Genomic DNA, 16,857 nt, shown 5'->3' with positions numbered 1-16,857 from the left:
TTTTGCCTGCTGTTCAGGGCGAAACGGATAGAAAAGCAAATTGAAGCATGGCATGAGGCTGATGGAAAGTGAGGATAACCATTGCAAGAAAAACACAGCCCCGCTCCATGGCGGGCCGTAAACAGCGGAGAAGAAAAACCCATTTACATTTATTCCGCTTACAGCGAAGCGGATAAAGAGAAGTTCCCTTATTCAAACGGAAGGCTCATCGCGGCCGTTTTCAACTTAAGTTCATACTCACAGCAGATCAACGCGGCATTGATGGCGAAAGCCCCGGAACTTTTTGAGGCGGCCGAAACGGCTCTCCGCCTGCTCCGGGGAGAAAGTTCTGAAGAAAAAGAAGCGTTCATAAATGAGCTCGGAAGCCTCATACATGAAGTAAACATCCTGAAAAAGACGGAGGACGTAAAACATGAATCCTAAAAAACTGACTGACATTGAACATACAACATTAAAAAGCCAGCTGGAAGAAGGCAAGGTTCGGGTGATTATTGTAGACGGACTGAAGAAGGAAGCATGGCTCGCCGAAGCGCCGGAGCACGGCAAAACGCTTGTCGAAACGCGAAAAGGGGATCTGGCCCGGGTCGAATATGAAATCGGCTTTAAATTGAATTAAAAACAGAATACGTCCAAGACGGAAAGCCTGCGGACACTGATCAATCGCGCACATGCTGCGCATTGGTTGGTGTCCTTTTTTTGTTCCGAAAAAGAGGAGGATCTACATGGAAGACTTACTATTTGAATATAAACGCACGCTGAAAGAGACGAAAAAGTGGTACAAGCAGCTGGAGGAAGCCGATGAAACGATGCTTACTTCAGAAGAACTGAAAGATAAAAAAATCATCAGAACGATCATTACAGATGTGGAATATGTCATCGAATGGCTTGAAAAAGGCCGGCAGCCCGGCATAAGAAGAGCGATAGACCGCAGAGACGCTTATCAGAGAATGCTGATTAAAGATCCTAGAATCATAGAAACGTATTCACAGGCGCTGATGTTTGAACCTTCCGCAAATGTGACTGAAGAAGACAGAATCAGACTGCGGGACGCATTAGCCGTTTTAACGGATAGAGAAAAAGAAATGCTGCTGCTCCACAAAGCGGAATGCTTTTCGTATGAACGGATCGCCGCCTTGCTGAACGTAAAGAAATCAACCGTACAGACGACGGTCAAACGGGCGCTTCTAAAAATTCAAAAACAGCAGGAACAAAGAAATCAATCGCCTGCTTCATAAGTTGTCATACGTTTGCCACCTAGAAGTGAATAGACGATCACAAAAAGCGGCCCGATTAGAAGCCGCTTTTTATTATAGACAATCATGTCGGAGGTGGCGGTGATGCCGTAGCATGAAAAACGCAAAAAGAGAACAGGCATTTACAATCTATCAGTCTCATAAAGGCCGCATCACAAATCGCGCCCTTGCCGGCAAATCAGGCGTATCCGCAAGAACGATCGGCAGATGGAAAAAAGAAGGGCGCTGGGACGAGGCGCTCCATAAGAACGCGGAAAGCGGCGGAAAAAACACCCCGGGCGAAGTTGATGAGTTAAACGAACGCCAGCGGCTGTTTTGTCTTTATTATGTGAAAAGCTTTAACGCCACCCAATCTGCGATAAAAGCCGGGTATTCACCGGAAAGCGCGCATGTGACGGGAAGCAGGCTGTTAAAAAACGAAAAAGTCGCCAAAGAAATCAGCCGCATGAAAAAGGAAATGGTCAATAAAGTGTTTGTCGAAGCGATGGACGTTCTTCAAGTCTATGTGAAAATCGCTTTCGCCGACATTACTGATTATGTAACCTTCGGAAAAAAAGAGGTTCAGGCCTTCGGAAAATCAGGGCCGCTCTTTGACGAAAATGATAATCCGATTATGCAGGAAATCAGCTACGTTGATGTTAAAGATTCGCACCTTCTGGACGGAACCATCGTCACAGAAGCAAAACTCGGAAAAGAGGGCATTGCAATCAAGCTTGCCGACAAGATGAAGGCTCTTGAAAAGCTGTCCTTGTACTTTGACCTTTTCCCCGATCAATTTAAACAAAAAATCGAAAATGAAAAATTAAAGCTGGCACAGCAGAAGATGGAAAAAACAGAAGACAGCCAAAAGCCGATTGACATTGTCATTACGCGGAAAGAGGAACGGTCATGATTGAAAAAGCGGTTAACCCGCGCTTTGAAGATTATTTGTTCAATTGGAATGAAACGTACCAATTTCTCGTCGGAGGCTATGGCTCGTCAAAAAGCTATCATACCGCGCTGAAAATCATCCTGAAGCTGCTTCGTGAAAAGCGGACGGCGCTTGTCGTGCGGGAAGTTTTCGATACGCACAGAGATTCTACTTTTGCCTTGTTTGAAGATATTATCGGGGAGCTTGAGCTGGGACATGCCGTAAAGGCCGTGTCTTCGCCGATGCAGCTGAGATTTTCAAACGGAAGCCGGATTATGTTTAAAGGGATGGACAACCCGGCCAAATTGAAATCCATTCATCATATTTCACTGATTTGGATTGAAGAATGCTCTGAAGTGAAGTATGAAGGATTTAAGGAGCTGATCGGGCGTCTGCGCCATCCCGAGCTTTCGCTTCATATGATATGCACCACAAATCCCGTCGGCACCTCCAATTGGACGTACCGGCATTTTTTCCGTGATGACCAAAAAAAACGGTTCGTATTGGATGATCAGACGCTGTATGAAAAAGGCACCGTCGTTAAGGGAGATACGTATTACCACCATTCCACAGCGTGCGATAATCTGTTTTTGCCGAAAAGCTATATTAAGCAGCTGGACAGCTTACGGCATTACGATCCTGATTTGTACCGGATCGCCCGCAAAGGACAGTTCGGCGTCAATGGCATCCGCGTGTTTCCGCAGTTTCAGGTCATGGAGCACAACGAAGTAACGGAGCGGATTGCTTCCATCAGGCGCCCCCTGTTTCGGACGGGCATGGATTTCGGTTTTGAAGAGTCATACAATGCGGTCATCCGGCTTGCCGTCGATCCGGATCAAAAAGACCTTTATATTTTCTGGGAATATTACAAAAACAAAATGACCGATGATCAGACAGCTGAGGAGCTTCAGGAATTGGCGGATCAAAAAGAGCTGATCAAAGCGGATTCGGCTGAGCCGAAAAGCATCCAATATTTCCGCAGGCAGGGCTTTTGGATGGTTGCGGCCAAAAAGTTTCCGGGCTCAAGACTTCAGTATACAAAAAAGCTGAAACGGTTCAAACATATCTATTGCTCAGACAGCTGTCAACATACGATCCGCGAATTGCAGAACTTAACGTACGCAAAAAACAAAAACGGCGTTCTGTCGGAAGATGAGTTTTCAATTGATCCCCACACACTTTCAGCCATTTGGTATGCGCTGGATGACTATGACGCGGCGGATTTGAAAGATGCATCACAAAAACGGAGACGTCCGAATCGGGAAAGGAGGAGGTAGGCGTTGCCGAACTATCAAAACGTTAGAGCCACCGTCTTTAAATCAAAAATGGCCGCGCCGCAGGCAAGGCAGATGAACGAAGATCAATTTGCCGATCTGTACGGCGAAGACATCATTTCACCGCCCTATAATCTCATTGAACTGAAAACAATCGCCGAATATTCGACGATTCTTCAGCAGTGCATTGACGCGTATCGGGTCAATATTACGGGTTTTGGGTTTGATGTGGAATATACCTTTGATGTAAATAGCCCAGATTGCTCCCCGTCAAAAAAGGCCCGGGCCGAAAAAAACTGGATGAAGCTGGAGAGCTTTTACAAATGTCTTCATTTTGATGAATCGGCCGAGACGGTCCTCGGATATGCGATAGAAGACCGCGAAAAAACGGGCAACGGTTTTCTCGAAGTGCTTCGGGACGGGGCAGGAAAACCGGCGGGGATTGAATATTTGGATGTGAAACATATGCGCGTCTGCGGTGTGACTGATCCCGTTGAAGTTACATTTTCATATGAAGAAAACGGCGCATCCAAAACGATTAAAAGGCAAAAACGGTTCCGTAAATATGTTCAGATGCTGAACGGTCGGAAAGTGTTTTTTAAGGAATACGGCGATCCCCGCATGATGGACATGAGAACCGGCGAATACGTAAAGACCCTGTCTGAAGAATACCGGGCAAATGAAGCGATTCACTTAAAAATCGGCAGCGGCACTTACGGAATTCCGCGCTGGGTCGGCAATATCGTCAATCTGTACGGCGCCCGGAAAGCGGAAGAACTGAATTTTATGTATTTCAAGCAGGGCCGTCACGTGCCGGCCGCCATTACGGTTGAAAACGGCATGCTGTCAGAAACCTCGTACAAAGAGCTCCAGGATTATATGAATGACCTGGAAGGGGTGGAAAACGCCCACAAGTTTCTGCTGATTGAGGCGGAAGGTATTGCGAAGGAAAAAGACCTTCACGGAGGCGAAGACATTACGCCCGTGTCTGTGGAAATTAAATCACTTGCCGAAATTCTGCAGGATGATGCGCTGTTTCTTGAATATGACGACAAAAGCAGAAATAAACTCCGCTCCGCGTTTCGTCTTCCGCCGCTTTATACGGGCGAGGCGCAGGAATACAACAAAGCCACCGCCGATACGGCACGGAAAATAACGGAGGAACAGGTGTTTCAGCCGGAGCGGAAAACGCTGATTAATAAGCTCAACACGTTATTTTTGCCAGAATTGGGTCTCCACGATGTACAGCTCACATTAAAAGGGCCTGATTTTCGCGATCCGCTTGAAATTGCGAAGGTGCTTACGCCATTTATTTCCGCCGGCGCGGTCTCTCCTAATGACCTCCGTGATCTGGCCGGAAGAGTGCTCGGGAAGACGCTTGAGGAGTGGCCGGAAGAGTACTACAGCCGGCCGGTGCTGAAAGGGAAAAAGGAGCAATCCTGAAAGGGGGTGAAAACATCTCGTGCCGAGAGAATTGAGAAATGCCGTCATCAGTTTTGTGAGCTATGTCGATAAGGCGGCGAACCAAACGGAATTCTTTTTTACAAAATCAGCCGGAGGCCTTCCGTCATTTGAAAAAAAGGTGCAGGTGTTTACAAAAAGCGAATCGGATGAGCAGAAGCTTGTTTACGGCATCGTTTACGAGCCGGATGTCCCGGATGCCCATGGCGATTATATGACGGCTGAAGAAATTGAAAAGGCCGCTCACGGTTTTTTGGCGGACGCCCGCAACATCGATACAAATCATAATTTTGAAGGCGGGACCGGCGAGGTGGTGGAGTCGTACGTCGCCCCGGATGACTTTGAAATCGGGAATGCTGTGATCCGGAAAGGATCTTGGGTGCTTGTCACCAAAGCTTCCGATGAAGTATGGGATCAGATTAAAGCCGGTATCATTACGGGCTACAGCATGGCGGGAACCGCTGACGTTTACGAAGAGCCGGCAGAAAAGCAAGCCGGCTTATTCGGCGCGGTCAAGCAATTTCTCGACCGTGACCGCAAATCAAGAAACCGCAAGGGAGAGGACTTGAACAAGATGAGAAAAGAAGACGTAAGAGAATCGATTGAACACGCGCTGCACCCGCTTTTAAAGCGGCTTGACAGCTTGGACCAAAACACGGAAGACAAAGACGGGGCGGCTGCGCCGTCTGATGAAGAAAAGCTGAAAACGCTTGTTGAGGACATGCTCGCGCCGATTATTAAACGCATTGAAGCGCTTGAAAAAGTAAGAGGCGCATCAAAGCAGCCGGAAGAAGAGACGGGCGGCCAAGAGCCTGTTAAAAAATCCATTTGGAGCGGACTGCTTTAAGCCCAGTCAGAAGGAGGAACTGTAGAGTGAGAAATCAAGATATTATCAGAAAGGCGGAAATGTCACTTTCCGCTTTAAAAAGCGGCGGTTTAATGAACCCCGCACAAGCTTCAGCATTTATCCGCATGGTGCAGAACACGCCGACCATTTTCAGCGAATCGCGTGTGATTCAAATGGAAAATGACTCGCAGAAATTTGAAAAAATCGGTTTCGGCCAGCGTATTCTGCGTGCCGCTGAGGAAGGAAAAGCCTTAACTGACGATCAGCTGACCGTCCCGGCAACAAGTACGGTGCAGCTGAATACGAAAGAAGTCATTGCGGAAATTAATATCACCTATGACACGCTTGAAAATAATATTGAAAAAGACGGCCTGCAGCAGACGATCATGCAGATTTTGGCGGAGCGGGCGGCAGTCGATATTGAGGAGCTTGTCGTAAACGGCGATACATCTTCTTCTGATCCGTACTTGGCACAGCTTGACGGAATCCGTAAGCAGACTGTATCTCACGTCATTGACGGAAACGGGGAAGAGCTGTCCAGAGCCACATTTAAAAAAGGCTTAAAAGCCATTCCGGCAAAATATTTGCGCCTGCCTCAGGAATTCAGATTTTACACATCTCAAGGCATGGAGATTGAATGGAAAGACCGTGTAGCTGACCGTCAGACCAACCTGGGGGATCTTGCGGTGCAGGGCGGTTTGTCTTCAGCATTCGGCGTTCCGGTCAAAGGAGTGTCCAATCTGCAGCCTTACTCGGTCGGAGAAGGTGATTCCCAGTACGATGCGTCTGACATCATTCTGACTCACCCGAAAAATATCATTCTCGGTTTTTCACGAAATATCCGAATCGAAGTAGATAAAGATATTCGCAGCCGCAAATTTATTATCGTACTGACGGCTAAACTTGACAGCAAATTTGAAGAAGAAGATGCAAGCGCCAAAATCGTAAACGTTAAAGAATAAGACGGGGGTGGCAGTTATGTTAATTCAGCCGTCTGACGTTGTTTCATATTCAGTTTATGATCAAGTCAAAAACAGGCCGGAGCCGCTTCTTATACAGGACATTCTGGAGGCGGAGGCGGAAGCGGCCAGAATGGCGGGGCATTCGTTCACTGATCCTATATACTCACCGCTTCCCGAAAAGATTAAGCTTGCGTTATTAAAGCTTACTCAATATTTTGCGCTGATCAACCAGAATGAAGCGGCCGCTTCCGCCTATCAATCTGAAAAGATAGGCGACTACTCGTATACGGTGGCAGATGAAGGCGGAATCAGAAAACCGGCGGTGCACCATCTGCTCTGTGAATATATCGCGCCGGGTTATTCCCCGGTTTCTGCACACGCAAAGGTGAGACCTTTATGAGCTACGAACGGCTGCTCACTGACAGATGCGATATTTATCATGAGACGGTGTCAGTTCCGAAGGCCGGGCGCTTCGGGATTCCCGCCGAAAAGCTCCAGCCTGTCTTTTCTTATCCGGAAGTTCCGGATGCTGAAGACGTGCCGTGTCTGTTTGTTGAAAAACAGCAGCAGCTTATTCAGCTTGAGCCTGATCATAAGGTATATCAGCGGTTTCTCGTTCATTTTCCGAAAGAGGCCGTTGTGCGTGTCAATGACAAAATCATTTGGGAAGGCCAGGCGTATATTCTGGAAATGCCGAAGAAAGCAAGACAGCACCATTGGGAGGTTATCGCTGTGAGAGATGACAGACTATGAGCATAAAAAACCTTGAACAATGGAATCGGTCGCTGCAAAAGGCATCATCCGGAGAATTTGCCCGTCAGGCAGGCGAATGGCTGGAACAGTCAGGAGAGGATTTTCTCGACTTGGTACGGGAGGAGCTTATTCATTCGGGAGGGATTGATACAGAAGGCCTGCTGTCTTCTTTCCGAAAAGGAGCGCAGGATCATGTATGGATCATTGAAAACGGGGGTCTGACCCTTGAAATCGGCACCAATGTAGAGTATGCCTCATTCATAAATGACGGACATTGGACCGTCTCAGATGAAAATGTCAGATGGGTGCCCGGGTATTTTCAAGGCTCCCGGTTCATCTATGATCCGTCAGCTTCAACGGGAATGGCGCTCAAAAAACAGTGGATCAGCGGGAATGGGTTCTGGGACAAAGCCCTTCTTTTGTATGAAACACTCTTCGCCGAATCGCTGGACAAGCGTTTCGATCAGTGGCTTAACACGTTAGGGGGAGATATCGGATGAATCGCGAAACCGGTTCAATCGCCGCTTTTTTGTATCAGCAGTGCGGCGTGCCCGTATATGAAAATGAACTGCCTGAACAATTTCAGGTGCCGTCACTATACATTCCGCCCCCGTATGTTTTTGACGAGAATGACACAGTCTCCACCTTTAAGAAGACATACAGTCTGAATGTGAAGCTGTTCCATGCCGACTCGGTGCAGGCGCTCTATGCAGCCGACCGGATCGCCGATGCGGTGAGAGAATCAAGACAGCTGATTCCGCTGCTTACGGAATCAGGGGAGGACACCGGTGATTTCGTCCGCATCAGCCGTATCGAAACAAGAGTCGGAGACAAAGGCGAGGCAGTGATCACAATCCGCTGGACGAGCCGCTACTACTATCAGAAACAAACATCTCCCGCACTGCGGGATGTGGACATTAACAGCGGGGTGAAAGAAAAGTGAAACAACATAAAAAGAAAAACGCCGCAGCGGCGGAACGAGCGGTTCTTTATGACACGGCGGATTTAACAAAGCACGCGAAGGAGCTTTTCGGCGTAAAACCTGAGATTCTCCAGGGGGCTTTATTCGGCGTGAAGCAAAAACAAATGACAAAAGCGCAAGCCAAGTCTTACATTGAAGCATTTTTAACCAAGGAGGTCATGCAATAATGAACGGCGGAACATTTACACAAGGAAAAGAAAAAGAACGTGCCGGGATCTATTTTAATTTTAAAACAACCGCCCAGGAGCGGGTATCGATCGGTGAACGCGGGATTGTCGCCCTTCCCGTCGCATCAAGCTGGGGGGAAGCGAAAACATTCGTTTCCATTTCAAGCATTGAAGATTTGAATAAAAAAGTGGGGCTCAGTATTGAAGATCCGTCACTGATTCTGCTTCGTGAGGCGAAAAAGAAAGCAAAAACCGTTTTGATGTACCGTCTGACAGAGGGAATCAGAGCGAGCGCCGATCTTTCGCAAGGTGTTAAAGCAACCGCTTTGTACGGCGGTTCAAAAGGAAATGACATCATCATCCGCATCAGTGAAAACGTCCTTGATCAGAACGCTTTCGACGTGACCACTTACATGGATGAAGCGGAAGTTGACAAACAAACGGTGAAAAAAGCCGAAGAATTAAAAGCAAACGGCTATGTCACATTCACGGGAACGGGCGAACTGTCGGCTTCCATCCCGCTGACAGGCACTGAGGAAGAATCCGGGGAAACGTTAAACCCGCAGGCAGGCATCCGTCTTGCGGGCGGAACTGATAAAGCACCGGTCAACTCAGACTATACGGATTTTTTAGCTGCGGCTGAAACGGAGAATTTCGATGTCATCGCTCTTCCTGTCGCGGAAAACGATCAGCTGAAAGCGACATTTGCCGCATTCATTAAACGCCTTCGCGATGCGCAGGGACAGAAAGTGCAAGGGGTGACCGCCCATTACAGCGGAGATTATGAAGGTATTATCAATGTGACTGAAGGTGTGCTGCTGGAAGACGGAACCGAGATTAAAGCTGAAGATGCGACCGCCTGGGTGGCAGGCGCAAGTGCCAGCGCCGCATTTAATCAATCCTTAACATTCGTTGAATACGAAGGCGCCGTCGATGTGCTGCACCGCCTGACTCATGATGAAGTAATCGAACGTCTTTCCAAAGGTGAATTCCTTTTCTCTTATGATGCCCGTGATAAGTCAGTCAGCGTTGAAAAAGATATCAACTCATTGGTGACATTTACGGCAGAGAAAAACAAAAAGTTCGCGAAAAACAAAATCGTCCGTGTGCTTGATGCGGTGAATAACGATTTGACACGTGAACTGAAAGCCTTAATTAAATCGAAAAAAGGCACGGGCAGCGATCTTCCTGCGACAAATGACGGCCTTCAATTCGTTAAAACGATGATCATTCAATATTTGACTACGCTTCAGGATGCGGGCGGCATCGCCAACTTTGATTCAGACAAAGACATTGCAATCGGGCTGAATGAAGACCGCGACGGCTTTTTAATCGATCTCGCCGTACAGCCTGTGGATGCGGCAGAAAAATTCTACTTTAACGTGGAGGTAAACTAAGATGGCATTAAAAGCGCAAAACACGATTTCAGGAAAAGAAGGCCGTTTATTTCTCGACGGAGAAGAGATGGCGCATATTAAAACCTTTGAAGCAAACGTGGAAAAAAACAAATCAGAAGTAAACATCATGGGCCGCCGCATGACGGGACATAAAACAACAGGCGCCAACGGAACGGGCACGGCAACATTCTATAAGGTCACATCCAAATTCGCCGTCCTTATGATGGATTACGTCAAAAAAGGCAGCGACCCGTATTTTACGCTGCAAGCCGTTCTTGATGACAAATCATCTGGCCGCGGAACAGAACGCGTCACTCTGTATGACGTCAACTTTGATTCTGCAAAAATCGCCGGCCTGGACGTAGACTCAGAAGCACTCGAAGAAGAAGTGCCGTTTACCTTTGAAGATTTCGATGTGCCGGAAAAGCTTTCTGAAACGTTTTAATTAAGATCGGTATGAGTGAAACAGGCCTTTTTACAGGCCTGTTTTTTATAAAAAAAGAGTAAGGGAGTTTTCATCATGAGCGAAAAAAACGAACAAGTATTTGATCTATCATTCTTTATGCCGGGTAAAACAGTCGAGGCTGAGGAGATTCGGGTTCCGCTTTCAAAGCGTTTTGTCGATAAAAAAGGAAACATCGTGCCTTTTATTTTTAAAGCCATTACGACTGAGCGCATTGATGAACTGGAGAAGGAAAGCACGACATATAAAAATGTGAAGGGCAGAGGCCGCGTAAAAGACTTAGACAGCCAGCGCTTCTATGCGCGGATCGCGGTTGAATCTACGATTTACCCTGATTTCCGGTCTAAGGAGCTCCGCGACGCTTACAAAACGGCAGATCCGGTCGAGGTGGCAAAACGCGTGCTTTCAGTCGGCGGTGAGTATGCAAATTGGCTGAATAAAGCGATTGAGATCAATGGTTTTGAAGATGAATTAGAAGATCTGGAGCAAGAAGCAAAAAACTGATAAAAGATGGGGATAAGGAAGCCGTGTATCTCTATTACGCGATGCATGAGCTTCATTATTCTCCATCAGAACTGAAAGAGTTATATGAAGCACCGAGACATTTTAAGGCGCTGTTGTACGGTTTAATCGGTTACAAGCTGGACATTCTTGAAAAACAAGCGAAGAAAGGGGGAGCGACATCATGGCAAAGCTGACCGCCCGTTTTGAATTGGAAGATCGGGTTTCAAAGAAAATAAGGAAAATCCAAAATGGCTTCAGAGCGCTTGAGAAATACAGGAAAATGACAAAACGCCAAAGTGAAATTGATATACGCAAAGAGAGTAAATCTGTTTTAAGAACAATTGACCGCATCCAGCGCTCTATGAAAAGAAAGCTGGGCGCACAAATGATCTCTATTTCAGCTGAAGACGGAGCCAGTGCCGTCATTCAAAAGGTGCAAACCCAATTAGCGGGTCTGCCTGCGTCTTTAACCGTTAAAATAGGAGCAAAAGACAGCGCGACAGCGGCATTTGAGAGATTGCGGGATCTGGCTGCGGGTTTTAAAGGATTTACCGTTTCACTGTATGCGTCAGACGAAGTGACTCCTGCCATGGAACGTATCAAACGCTACATGCAATCTGCGTTAAAGAACGGGTACTCTGTCACTATACGCGTCATAGATCACGTCATGACAACAGTCGGCCGAATTTCAGCGGGCATTGATTCGCTGACGGGAAAAAACAATGTCATTCAATTATCGTTAAACGAAAAGGTGACAGCACAGCTGGCTGCAATGCAAAAGAATATGCCGGACGTCGGAAAAGCTTCTGCATCTGCTGCTCCTGCTTCGCCGAAAAACGATTTTTCAATGCTTGACTCCATTGCAGACACCTTCATGAAAAAAGTCAATGACATCGCATCCAAATTTTATCCGGAAACAATCATAGCGGAACTGGATAAATTCGCTGCAAGCTTTATGAAGAAAGCGGACGAAATCGCGAGTAAGTTCAGCCCTGCAACGATTTTAACCGAACTGGACAAGTTCACGACCTCATTCATGGGAAAAGTGGACGAAATCGCAAGCAAATTCAGTCCTGAGACGATTTTAGCAGAGCTGGACAAGTTCACGAGCTCATTCATGGGAAAAGTGGACGAGATCGCAAGCAAATTCAGCCCTGCAACGATATTAGCCGAACTGGACAAGTTCACGACCTCATTCATGGGAAAAGTGGACGAAATCGCGAGCAAATTCAGCCCGGAGACGATATTAGCCGAACTGGACAAGTTCACAACGTCATTCATGGGAAAAGTGGACGAAATCGCGAGCAAATTCAGCCCGGAGACGATATTAGCCGAACTGGACAAGTTCACAACGTCATTCATGGGAAAAGTAGACGAAATCGCGAGCAAATTCAGCCCTGAGACGATTTTAGCAGAGCTGGACAAGTTCACGACCTCATTCATGGGAAAAGTAGACGAAATCGCAAGCAAATTCAGCCCTGAGACGATATTAACCGAACTGGACAAGTTCACAACGTCATTCATGGGAAAAGTGGATGAAATCGCAAGCAAATTCAGCCCGGCAACGATTTTAACCGAACTGGACAAGTTCACAACGTCATTCATGGGAAAAGTAGACGAAATCGCGAGCAAGTTCAGCCCGGAGACGATATTATCAGAGCTGGATAAATTCGCTGATTCGTTTATGAAAAAGGTAGACGGGGTCGTTAGTAAATTCAGTCCGGAAGCCATATTGAAAGAACTGGATAAATTCACTGATTCATTTATGAAAAAGATAGATGACGTTGTCAGCAAATTCAGTCCGGAGAACATATTGAAAGAGCTGGATCATTTTACTGATTCGTTTATGAAGAAAGTCGACGACGTTGTCGTTAAATTCAGTCCTGATAAGCTAATCGACCGCGCCGAACAATTTGTAAATGACACGATTGACCGAATTTCTGAGAAATTCGATTTTCTCAATCCGGATAAGATTTTGGAAAAAGTGGAGCAGTTTACATCCTCACTGTTCGGAGGCATTGATAAAAAGTTCGGCAAATTCAGTCCTGATGCGATCATCGAAAAAGCCGAGGCATTTGTTGATAAAATTGTCAGCAAGATTGCAAAGAAATTTGAGAAATTCAGCCCGGACAAAATCATCGAAAAAGCCGGGGAATTAATAGAAAAAATATTTTCAGGAATCGCTGAAAAATTAGGCAAACTCAATATCGGCGGATTATTAGGAGGCGGCACGAAAAAAGAAAAGAGTAAGGGCGGCCTTTCTGCCGGCGGCACCAACAGCCCGAAGCGTCCTGATCTGACAAAGGGTCCGCAACGCACGGTAACAGCGCCAAAATCTTCAGGAAAGTCAGCCAAAAAAACCGGCGGGGCTTTGGGGGGCTGCTGCTGCTGTACCGGAGTGACGAGGGGCAAAAGCAGTAAAGTCGAAGAGCGGAATAAATCTTCAAAACGAGGTTCATCCGCAAAGGGAAGCAAACAGGCATCCGTAAATACGCCGAAAACAAAAGGGGCAGGTAAAGGCATCGGCGCGCTTTTGAAAGGCTTAGGAGATTCAAAGGCGCTAAAAGGCGGTATGAAAGGGTTAAAAGGTGCCGCTAAAGGAATTCCCGGCATAGGTGAATTGTTATCACTTACAGATTTAGCCGGCATCAATAAAGATAATGCAGGAGAGAAGGTCGGCTCAGCAGGCGGCGGTCTTGCCGGAGCCGCGGCCGGAGCGGCAATCGGCAGCGTTGTTCCCGGAGTGGGCACATTAATCGGCGGCGCGGTAGGCGGCATCGCCGGCAGTTTAGGCGGTTCCAGCTTGGGAGAGGCCTTTGATTCAGGAGCTTTGAAAGACACGTGGAATGATATTTCCAAAGCGGCGCAAAGTGCTTGGACAACAATACAAGATACTTGGGGAAGCGTTTCATCCTGGTTCATGGAAAATGTATGGACGCCGGTTTCATCAGCTGTCGTCGGAGTGGCGACAAGCATCTGGTCAAATATCGTGAATGCGTGGACAACGATTCAAGGGATTTTCAGCACGGTGTCATCCTGGTTCATGGAGAATGTATGGACGCCGGTTTCATCGGCTGTCGTCGGAGTGGCAACCAGCATCTGGTCAAATATCGTGAATGCGTGGACGACGATTCAAGGTGTCTTCAGCACAGTATCCGGCTGGTTTATGAGCACGGTGTGGGGGCCCGTAAAATCGGCTGTCGTCGGAGTGGCGACGTCCATTTGGAGTAAAATCACAGGAGCTTGGGATAAAATTAAATCTGTTTTCAGTACGGTTTCCGGCTGGTTCATGGATACTGTCTGGAATCCGGTGAAAGACATGGTGAAAAATGTCGGTAAAGGAATATCAGATGCTTTCCAGACTGCTTTAGATACGGTAAAGGGTATATGGAAAGGGTTAAGCGGCTGGTTTGAGAAACATATAAAAGAACCTCTTGTAAAAGTGGGAACAGCCATATCAGATGCTTTTTCTGCAGCATTCGACTGGGTGAAAAAGATTTGGGATAAAACCGGCGGCAAAATGATTTCAGGCATAATGAACTTTGTCACAGGAGGCGGCGGAGATAAAAAGAAAAAACCGGACAAAAACGCCACAGGCGGCTACATTACAAAGCCGACCATTTCCTGGATCGGTGAAGCCGGAAAAGAATTTGTCATCCCCGTCGACAACAATCGCGGACGCGGAAAGATGCTGCTTTCACAAGCTGCGTCTAAGCTCGGCATGCGTGTTGTCGATGATATGGGCGCGGCTTCGGCTCAGTCTTCTGCTGTTCCGGCGGGAGCGGGCGGTGTTTCTTCTTCTGCATCTGTATCGGCCGCAGCGTCTGTGGATTCTTCCGGATTTGCCGGGACGGCTTCATCACTCGGCAAACAGTTTACTGAAGGCTTTGACAGCGGAATCAGCAAAAAAGCGGTGGATATGGACGGCTGGAAGGAAAAAAACATCGGAACGCCGTTCAATGCCCTCATTTCGTCTTCATCCGGTTACGGAAAGCAAGTCGTTGCGGGCTATGCCAAAGGTCAAAATACTTCGCCGACGGGCACCGATTCATTTTTAAAAACAAAGGTGAAAACACCTTATCAATCGGCGGTTAACCAATCGTCATCATGGGGCGCCGCAACGGTGAAAGGATATTCGGCCGGACAGAATGCAAAAGATACGGGAACGTCGCAATACGTAAGCACACATATCAATAAACCGTTTGTGCAATCAAGAGATTCCGCGAACGGCTGGGGGTCAGGCCTGATCGGACACTTCGTATCAGGGATGACTGCAAAAGGAAGCGAAGTCAAACAGGCGGCCAAAGATATGGCCAAAAAAGTCGAGGACGCATTCAGGGAAGAGCTTGATATTCACTCTCCTTCCCGTGTCATGATGAGTCTCGGACGCTTTGCTTCAGTCGGCGTCGTCAAAGGGCTCAGCTCAGTTGACGTGAAAAAATACGCCGAAAAACAGGCAGGCTCGCTTGCAGCAGCCTTTTCCGGCATGGGTGCAGCGGGAGGAAGCGTCAAAGAGTGGCTTTTGGCCGCAATGAAAGCAACCAATACGCCGATCAGCTGGCTTCCGGGATTAATGACGATCGCACAGCATGAGTCAGGCGGCAACCCTAATTCCATTAATCTATGGGACAGCAACGCCAAAGCCGGACACCCGTCACAGGGGCTTATGCAGACGATTCCAAGCACCTTTGAAGATCACAAAGCGCCGGGCATGAATGATATCAGAAACCCAATTCACAACGCCGCTGCCGCTATCGGCTATATTAAAAGCCGATACGGCTCGATCAGCAATGTCCCCGGGATTAAAAGTATGGCTCATGGAGGCCCTTATGTCGGTTATGCCAATGGGGGTCTGATTACCAAGGAGCAGATCGCCCGTGTCGGCGAAGGGAACAAACGAGAGTGGATCATCCCTGAAGAGCGGGGCATCCGGGGCCGTTATCTGCTGCAAAAAGCGGCTCAAGCGCTCGGCATGGAAGTGTCCGATCCGTCCCAGACGGAACCGGCGGCGCTTTCAGCCGGCACGGTTTCCGCAGCCGTTAAAGGCGGCGGCCAAACCGTTCAAAAAACGGGAACAAAAGAAATTAAAATCGAATTCAGCGGCGATCAGCATTTCCATAACGGACAGGACGCCGACGGCCTCGCCGCCAAAATCAAACAGGCGCTGATTGATGAACTGCAAAAAGACATTTATACCGGAGCAAAGGGGGCTGTTGCTTTTGACTAAATCTGTTTACGAATTTTGGCTGTCTCAGGGAAAGGACAAGCTTCGGCTTCCCATTCTCCCTGAAGCGATTGATATCGCAAACAGCGTGCAGAATGATTCCGTGAAAGTCACCGGACTTGGAGAGGTGACGTTTATCGAAGAACCGGGAGCGAAAGAAATTTCGTTCTCTTCTTTTTTTCCGAAACGGTACAGCCCGATTGCCGAATATCAAAGCATCCCTTCGCCGGAAAAAGCCATTTCAGCCATTGAAGCATGGATGAAAGCGAAAAAACCCGTTCAGTTTTTGATTACAGGGACAAAAATCAATGTCACATGCAGCATTGAAAGCTTTAATTACAGCGAAGGTGACAATGAAATCGGCGACCGGAATTTTGATATCGTACTGAAAGAATATAAAACCGCTTCGCCAAGAAAAATCAAACAAAAGAAAAAAACGAAAGCGAAGCGCCCGTCCAAAGCTTCACCCAAAACATATACCGTCAAAAAAGGGGATACGCTTTGGGACATCGCCGGCAAGTTTTACGGAAAACACACGGAGTGGCGGAAAATCTGGAACGCGAATAAAACCGCCATGATTAAGCGCAGCAAACGGAATATCCGGCAGCCGGGGCATTGGATCTTCCCGGGGCAGAAGCTGAAGATACCGCAATGAAACGG

General features: G+C 47.6%; 19 protein-coding genes. All 19 read left to right on the top strand.

Going from position 1 to position 16,857, the window contains the following annotated elements; all coding sequences use genetic code 11:
- The first annotated feature begins 81 nt into the window (after positions 1-81).
- The 19 genes from OTK50_RS03145 (at position 82) to OTK50_RS03055 (ending at position 16,852) form a co-directional block, all read left to right on the top strand.
- Positions 82-423, top strand: coding sequence for a hypothetical protein (locus OTK50_RS03145; protein WP_045207164.1), 342 nt, complete (start codon positions 82-84; stop codon positions 421-423).
- On the top strand, positions 413-616 hold the full coding sequence (locus OTK50_RS03140) for an XtrA/YqaO family protein (RefSeq protein WP_003154859.1): 204 nt from the start codon (positions 413-415) through the stop codon (positions 614-616). Before OTK50_RS03145 ends, OTK50_RS03140 begins: the two co-directional genes overlap by 11 nt.
- A 106-nt stretch (positions 617-722) precedes the next feature.
- Positions 723-1,235, top strand: coding sequence for a sigma-70 family RNA polymerase sigma factor (locus OTK50_RS03135; protein ID WP_032874577.1), 513 nt, complete (start codon positions 723-725; stop codon positions 1,233-1,235).
- A 112-nt stretch (positions 1,236-1,347) separates the two neighbouring features.
- The gene (locus OTK50_RS03130; protein WP_045207165.1) at positions 1,348-2,145 is read left to right on the top strand and encodes a terminase small subunit; all 798 of its coding nucleotides are present in this window, start codon (positions 1,348-1,350) and stop codon (positions 2,143-2,145) included.
- Positions 2,142-3,440, top strand: coding sequence for a PBSX family phage terminase large subunit (locus OTK50_RS03125; protein ID WP_045207166.1), 1,299 nt, complete (start codon positions 2,142-2,144; stop codon positions 3,438-3,440). Before OTK50_RS03130 ends, OTK50_RS03125 begins: the two co-directional genes overlap by 4 nt.
- Positions 3,441-3,488: 48 nt before the next feature.
- On the top strand, positions 3,489-4,880 hold the full coding sequence (locus tag OTK50_RS03120; RefSeq protein ID WP_088005490.1) for a phage portal protein: 1,392 nt from the start codon (positions 3,489-3,491) through the stop codon (positions 4,878-4,880).
- Between the two features lie 19 nt (positions 4,881-4,899).
- Entirely contained in the window at positions 4,900-5,745 is an 846-nt protein-coding gene (locus OTK50_RS03115) for an XkdF-like putative serine protease domain-containing protein (protein ID WP_007407275.1), read from the top strand.
- A gap of 26 nt (positions 5,746-5,771) precedes the next feature.
- Positions 5,772-6,707, top strand: coding sequence for a phage major capsid protein (locus tag OTK50_RS03110; RefSeq protein WP_007407274.1), 936 nt, complete (start codon positions 5,772-5,774; stop codon positions 6,705-6,707).
- 16 nt (positions 6,708-6,723) lie between these two features.
- Positions 6,724-7,107 (top strand): DUF3199 family protein, encoded by a 384-nt coding sequence (locus OTK50_RS03105; RefSeq protein WP_224224201.1) that lies wholly within the window; start codon positions 6,724-6,726, stop codon positions 7,105-7,107.
- Entirely contained in the window at positions 7,104-7,460 is a 357-nt protein-coding gene (locus tag OTK50_RS03100; protein WP_007610806.1) for a DUF3599 family protein, read from the top strand. Before OTK50_RS03105 ends, OTK50_RS03100 begins: the two co-directional genes overlap by 4 nt.
- On the top strand, positions 7,457-7,960 hold the full coding sequence (locus OTK50_RS03095) for an HK97 gp10 family phage protein (RefSeq protein WP_044802862.1): 504 nt from the start codon (positions 7,457-7,459) through the stop codon (positions 7,958-7,960). Before OTK50_RS03100 ends, OTK50_RS03095 begins: the two co-directional genes overlap by 4 nt.
- Complete coding sequence (locus OTK50_RS03090; protein WP_007407270.1) at positions 7,957-8,403, top strand: hypothetical protein; 447 nt, start codon at positions 7,957-7,959, stop codon at positions 8,401-8,403. Before OTK50_RS03095 ends, OTK50_RS03090 begins: the two co-directional genes overlap by 4 nt.
- On the top strand, positions 8,400-8,609 hold the full coding sequence (locus OTK50_RS03085; RefSeq protein WP_007610809.1) for a hypothetical protein: 210 nt from the start codon (positions 8,400-8,402) through the stop codon (positions 8,607-8,609). The genes OTK50_RS03090 and OTK50_RS03085 overlap by 4 nt, the downstream gene beginning before the upstream one ends.
- Positions 8,609-10,006 carry a phage tail sheath family protein gene (locus OTK50_RS03080; protein ID WP_224224202.1) on the top strand — a complete coding sequence of 466 codons (1,398 nt, stop codon included), beginning with the start codon at positions 8,609-8,611 and terminating at the stop codon, positions 10,004-10,006. The genes OTK50_RS03085 and OTK50_RS03080 overlap by 1 nt, the downstream gene beginning before the upstream one ends.
- A gap of 1 nt (position 10,007) precedes the next feature.
- Positions 10,008-10,451 carry a phage tail tube protein gene (locus tag OTK50_RS03075; RefSeq protein ID WP_003154837.1) on the top strand — a complete coding sequence of 148 codons (444 nt, stop codon included), beginning with the start codon at positions 10,008-10,010 and terminating at the stop codon, positions 10,449-10,451.
- A 75-nt stretch (positions 10,452-10,526) separates the two neighbouring features.
- Positions 10,527-10,973, top strand: a complete 447-nt coding sequence (locus OTK50_RS03070) for a phage tail assembly chaperone (protein ID WP_032874591.1) — start codon at positions 10,527-10,529, stop codon at positions 10,971-10,973.
- Positions 10,974-11,014: 41 nt separating this feature from the next.
- Positions 11,015-11,167 carry a hypothetical protein gene (locus tag OTK50_RS03065; protein ID WP_015239684.1) on the top strand — a complete coding sequence of 51 codons (153 nt, stop codon included), beginning with the start codon at positions 11,015-11,017 and terminating at the stop codon, positions 11,165-11,167.
- The gene (locus tag OTK50_RS03060) at positions 11,155-16,200 is read left to right on the top strand and encodes a transglycosylase SLT domain-containing protein (RefSeq protein ID WP_266121825.1); all 5,046 of its coding nucleotides are present in this window, start codon (positions 11,155-11,157) and stop codon (positions 16,198-16,200) included. Before OTK50_RS03065 ends, OTK50_RS03060 begins: the two co-directional genes overlap by 13 nt.
- Positions 16,193-16,852: a LysM peptidoglycan-binding domain-containing protein gene (locus OTK50_RS03055; protein WP_224224204.1), complete on the top strand. Its 660-nt coding sequence runs from the start codon at positions 16,193-16,195 to the stop codon at positions 16,850-16,852. The genes OTK50_RS03060 and OTK50_RS03055 overlap by 8 nt, the downstream gene beginning before the upstream one ends.
- Positions 16,853-16,857 lie beyond the last annotated feature (5 nt).

The organism is Bacillus sp. NEAU-CP5, from assembly GCF_026420705.1.
GTDB classification, from domain to species: Bacteria; Bacillota; Bacilli; order Bacillales; family Bacillaceae; genus Bacillus; species Bacillus velezensis.
The sequence above is the reverse complement of the archived record's forward strand: the minus strand, read 5'-3'. Positions and strand labels throughout refer to the sequence as shown.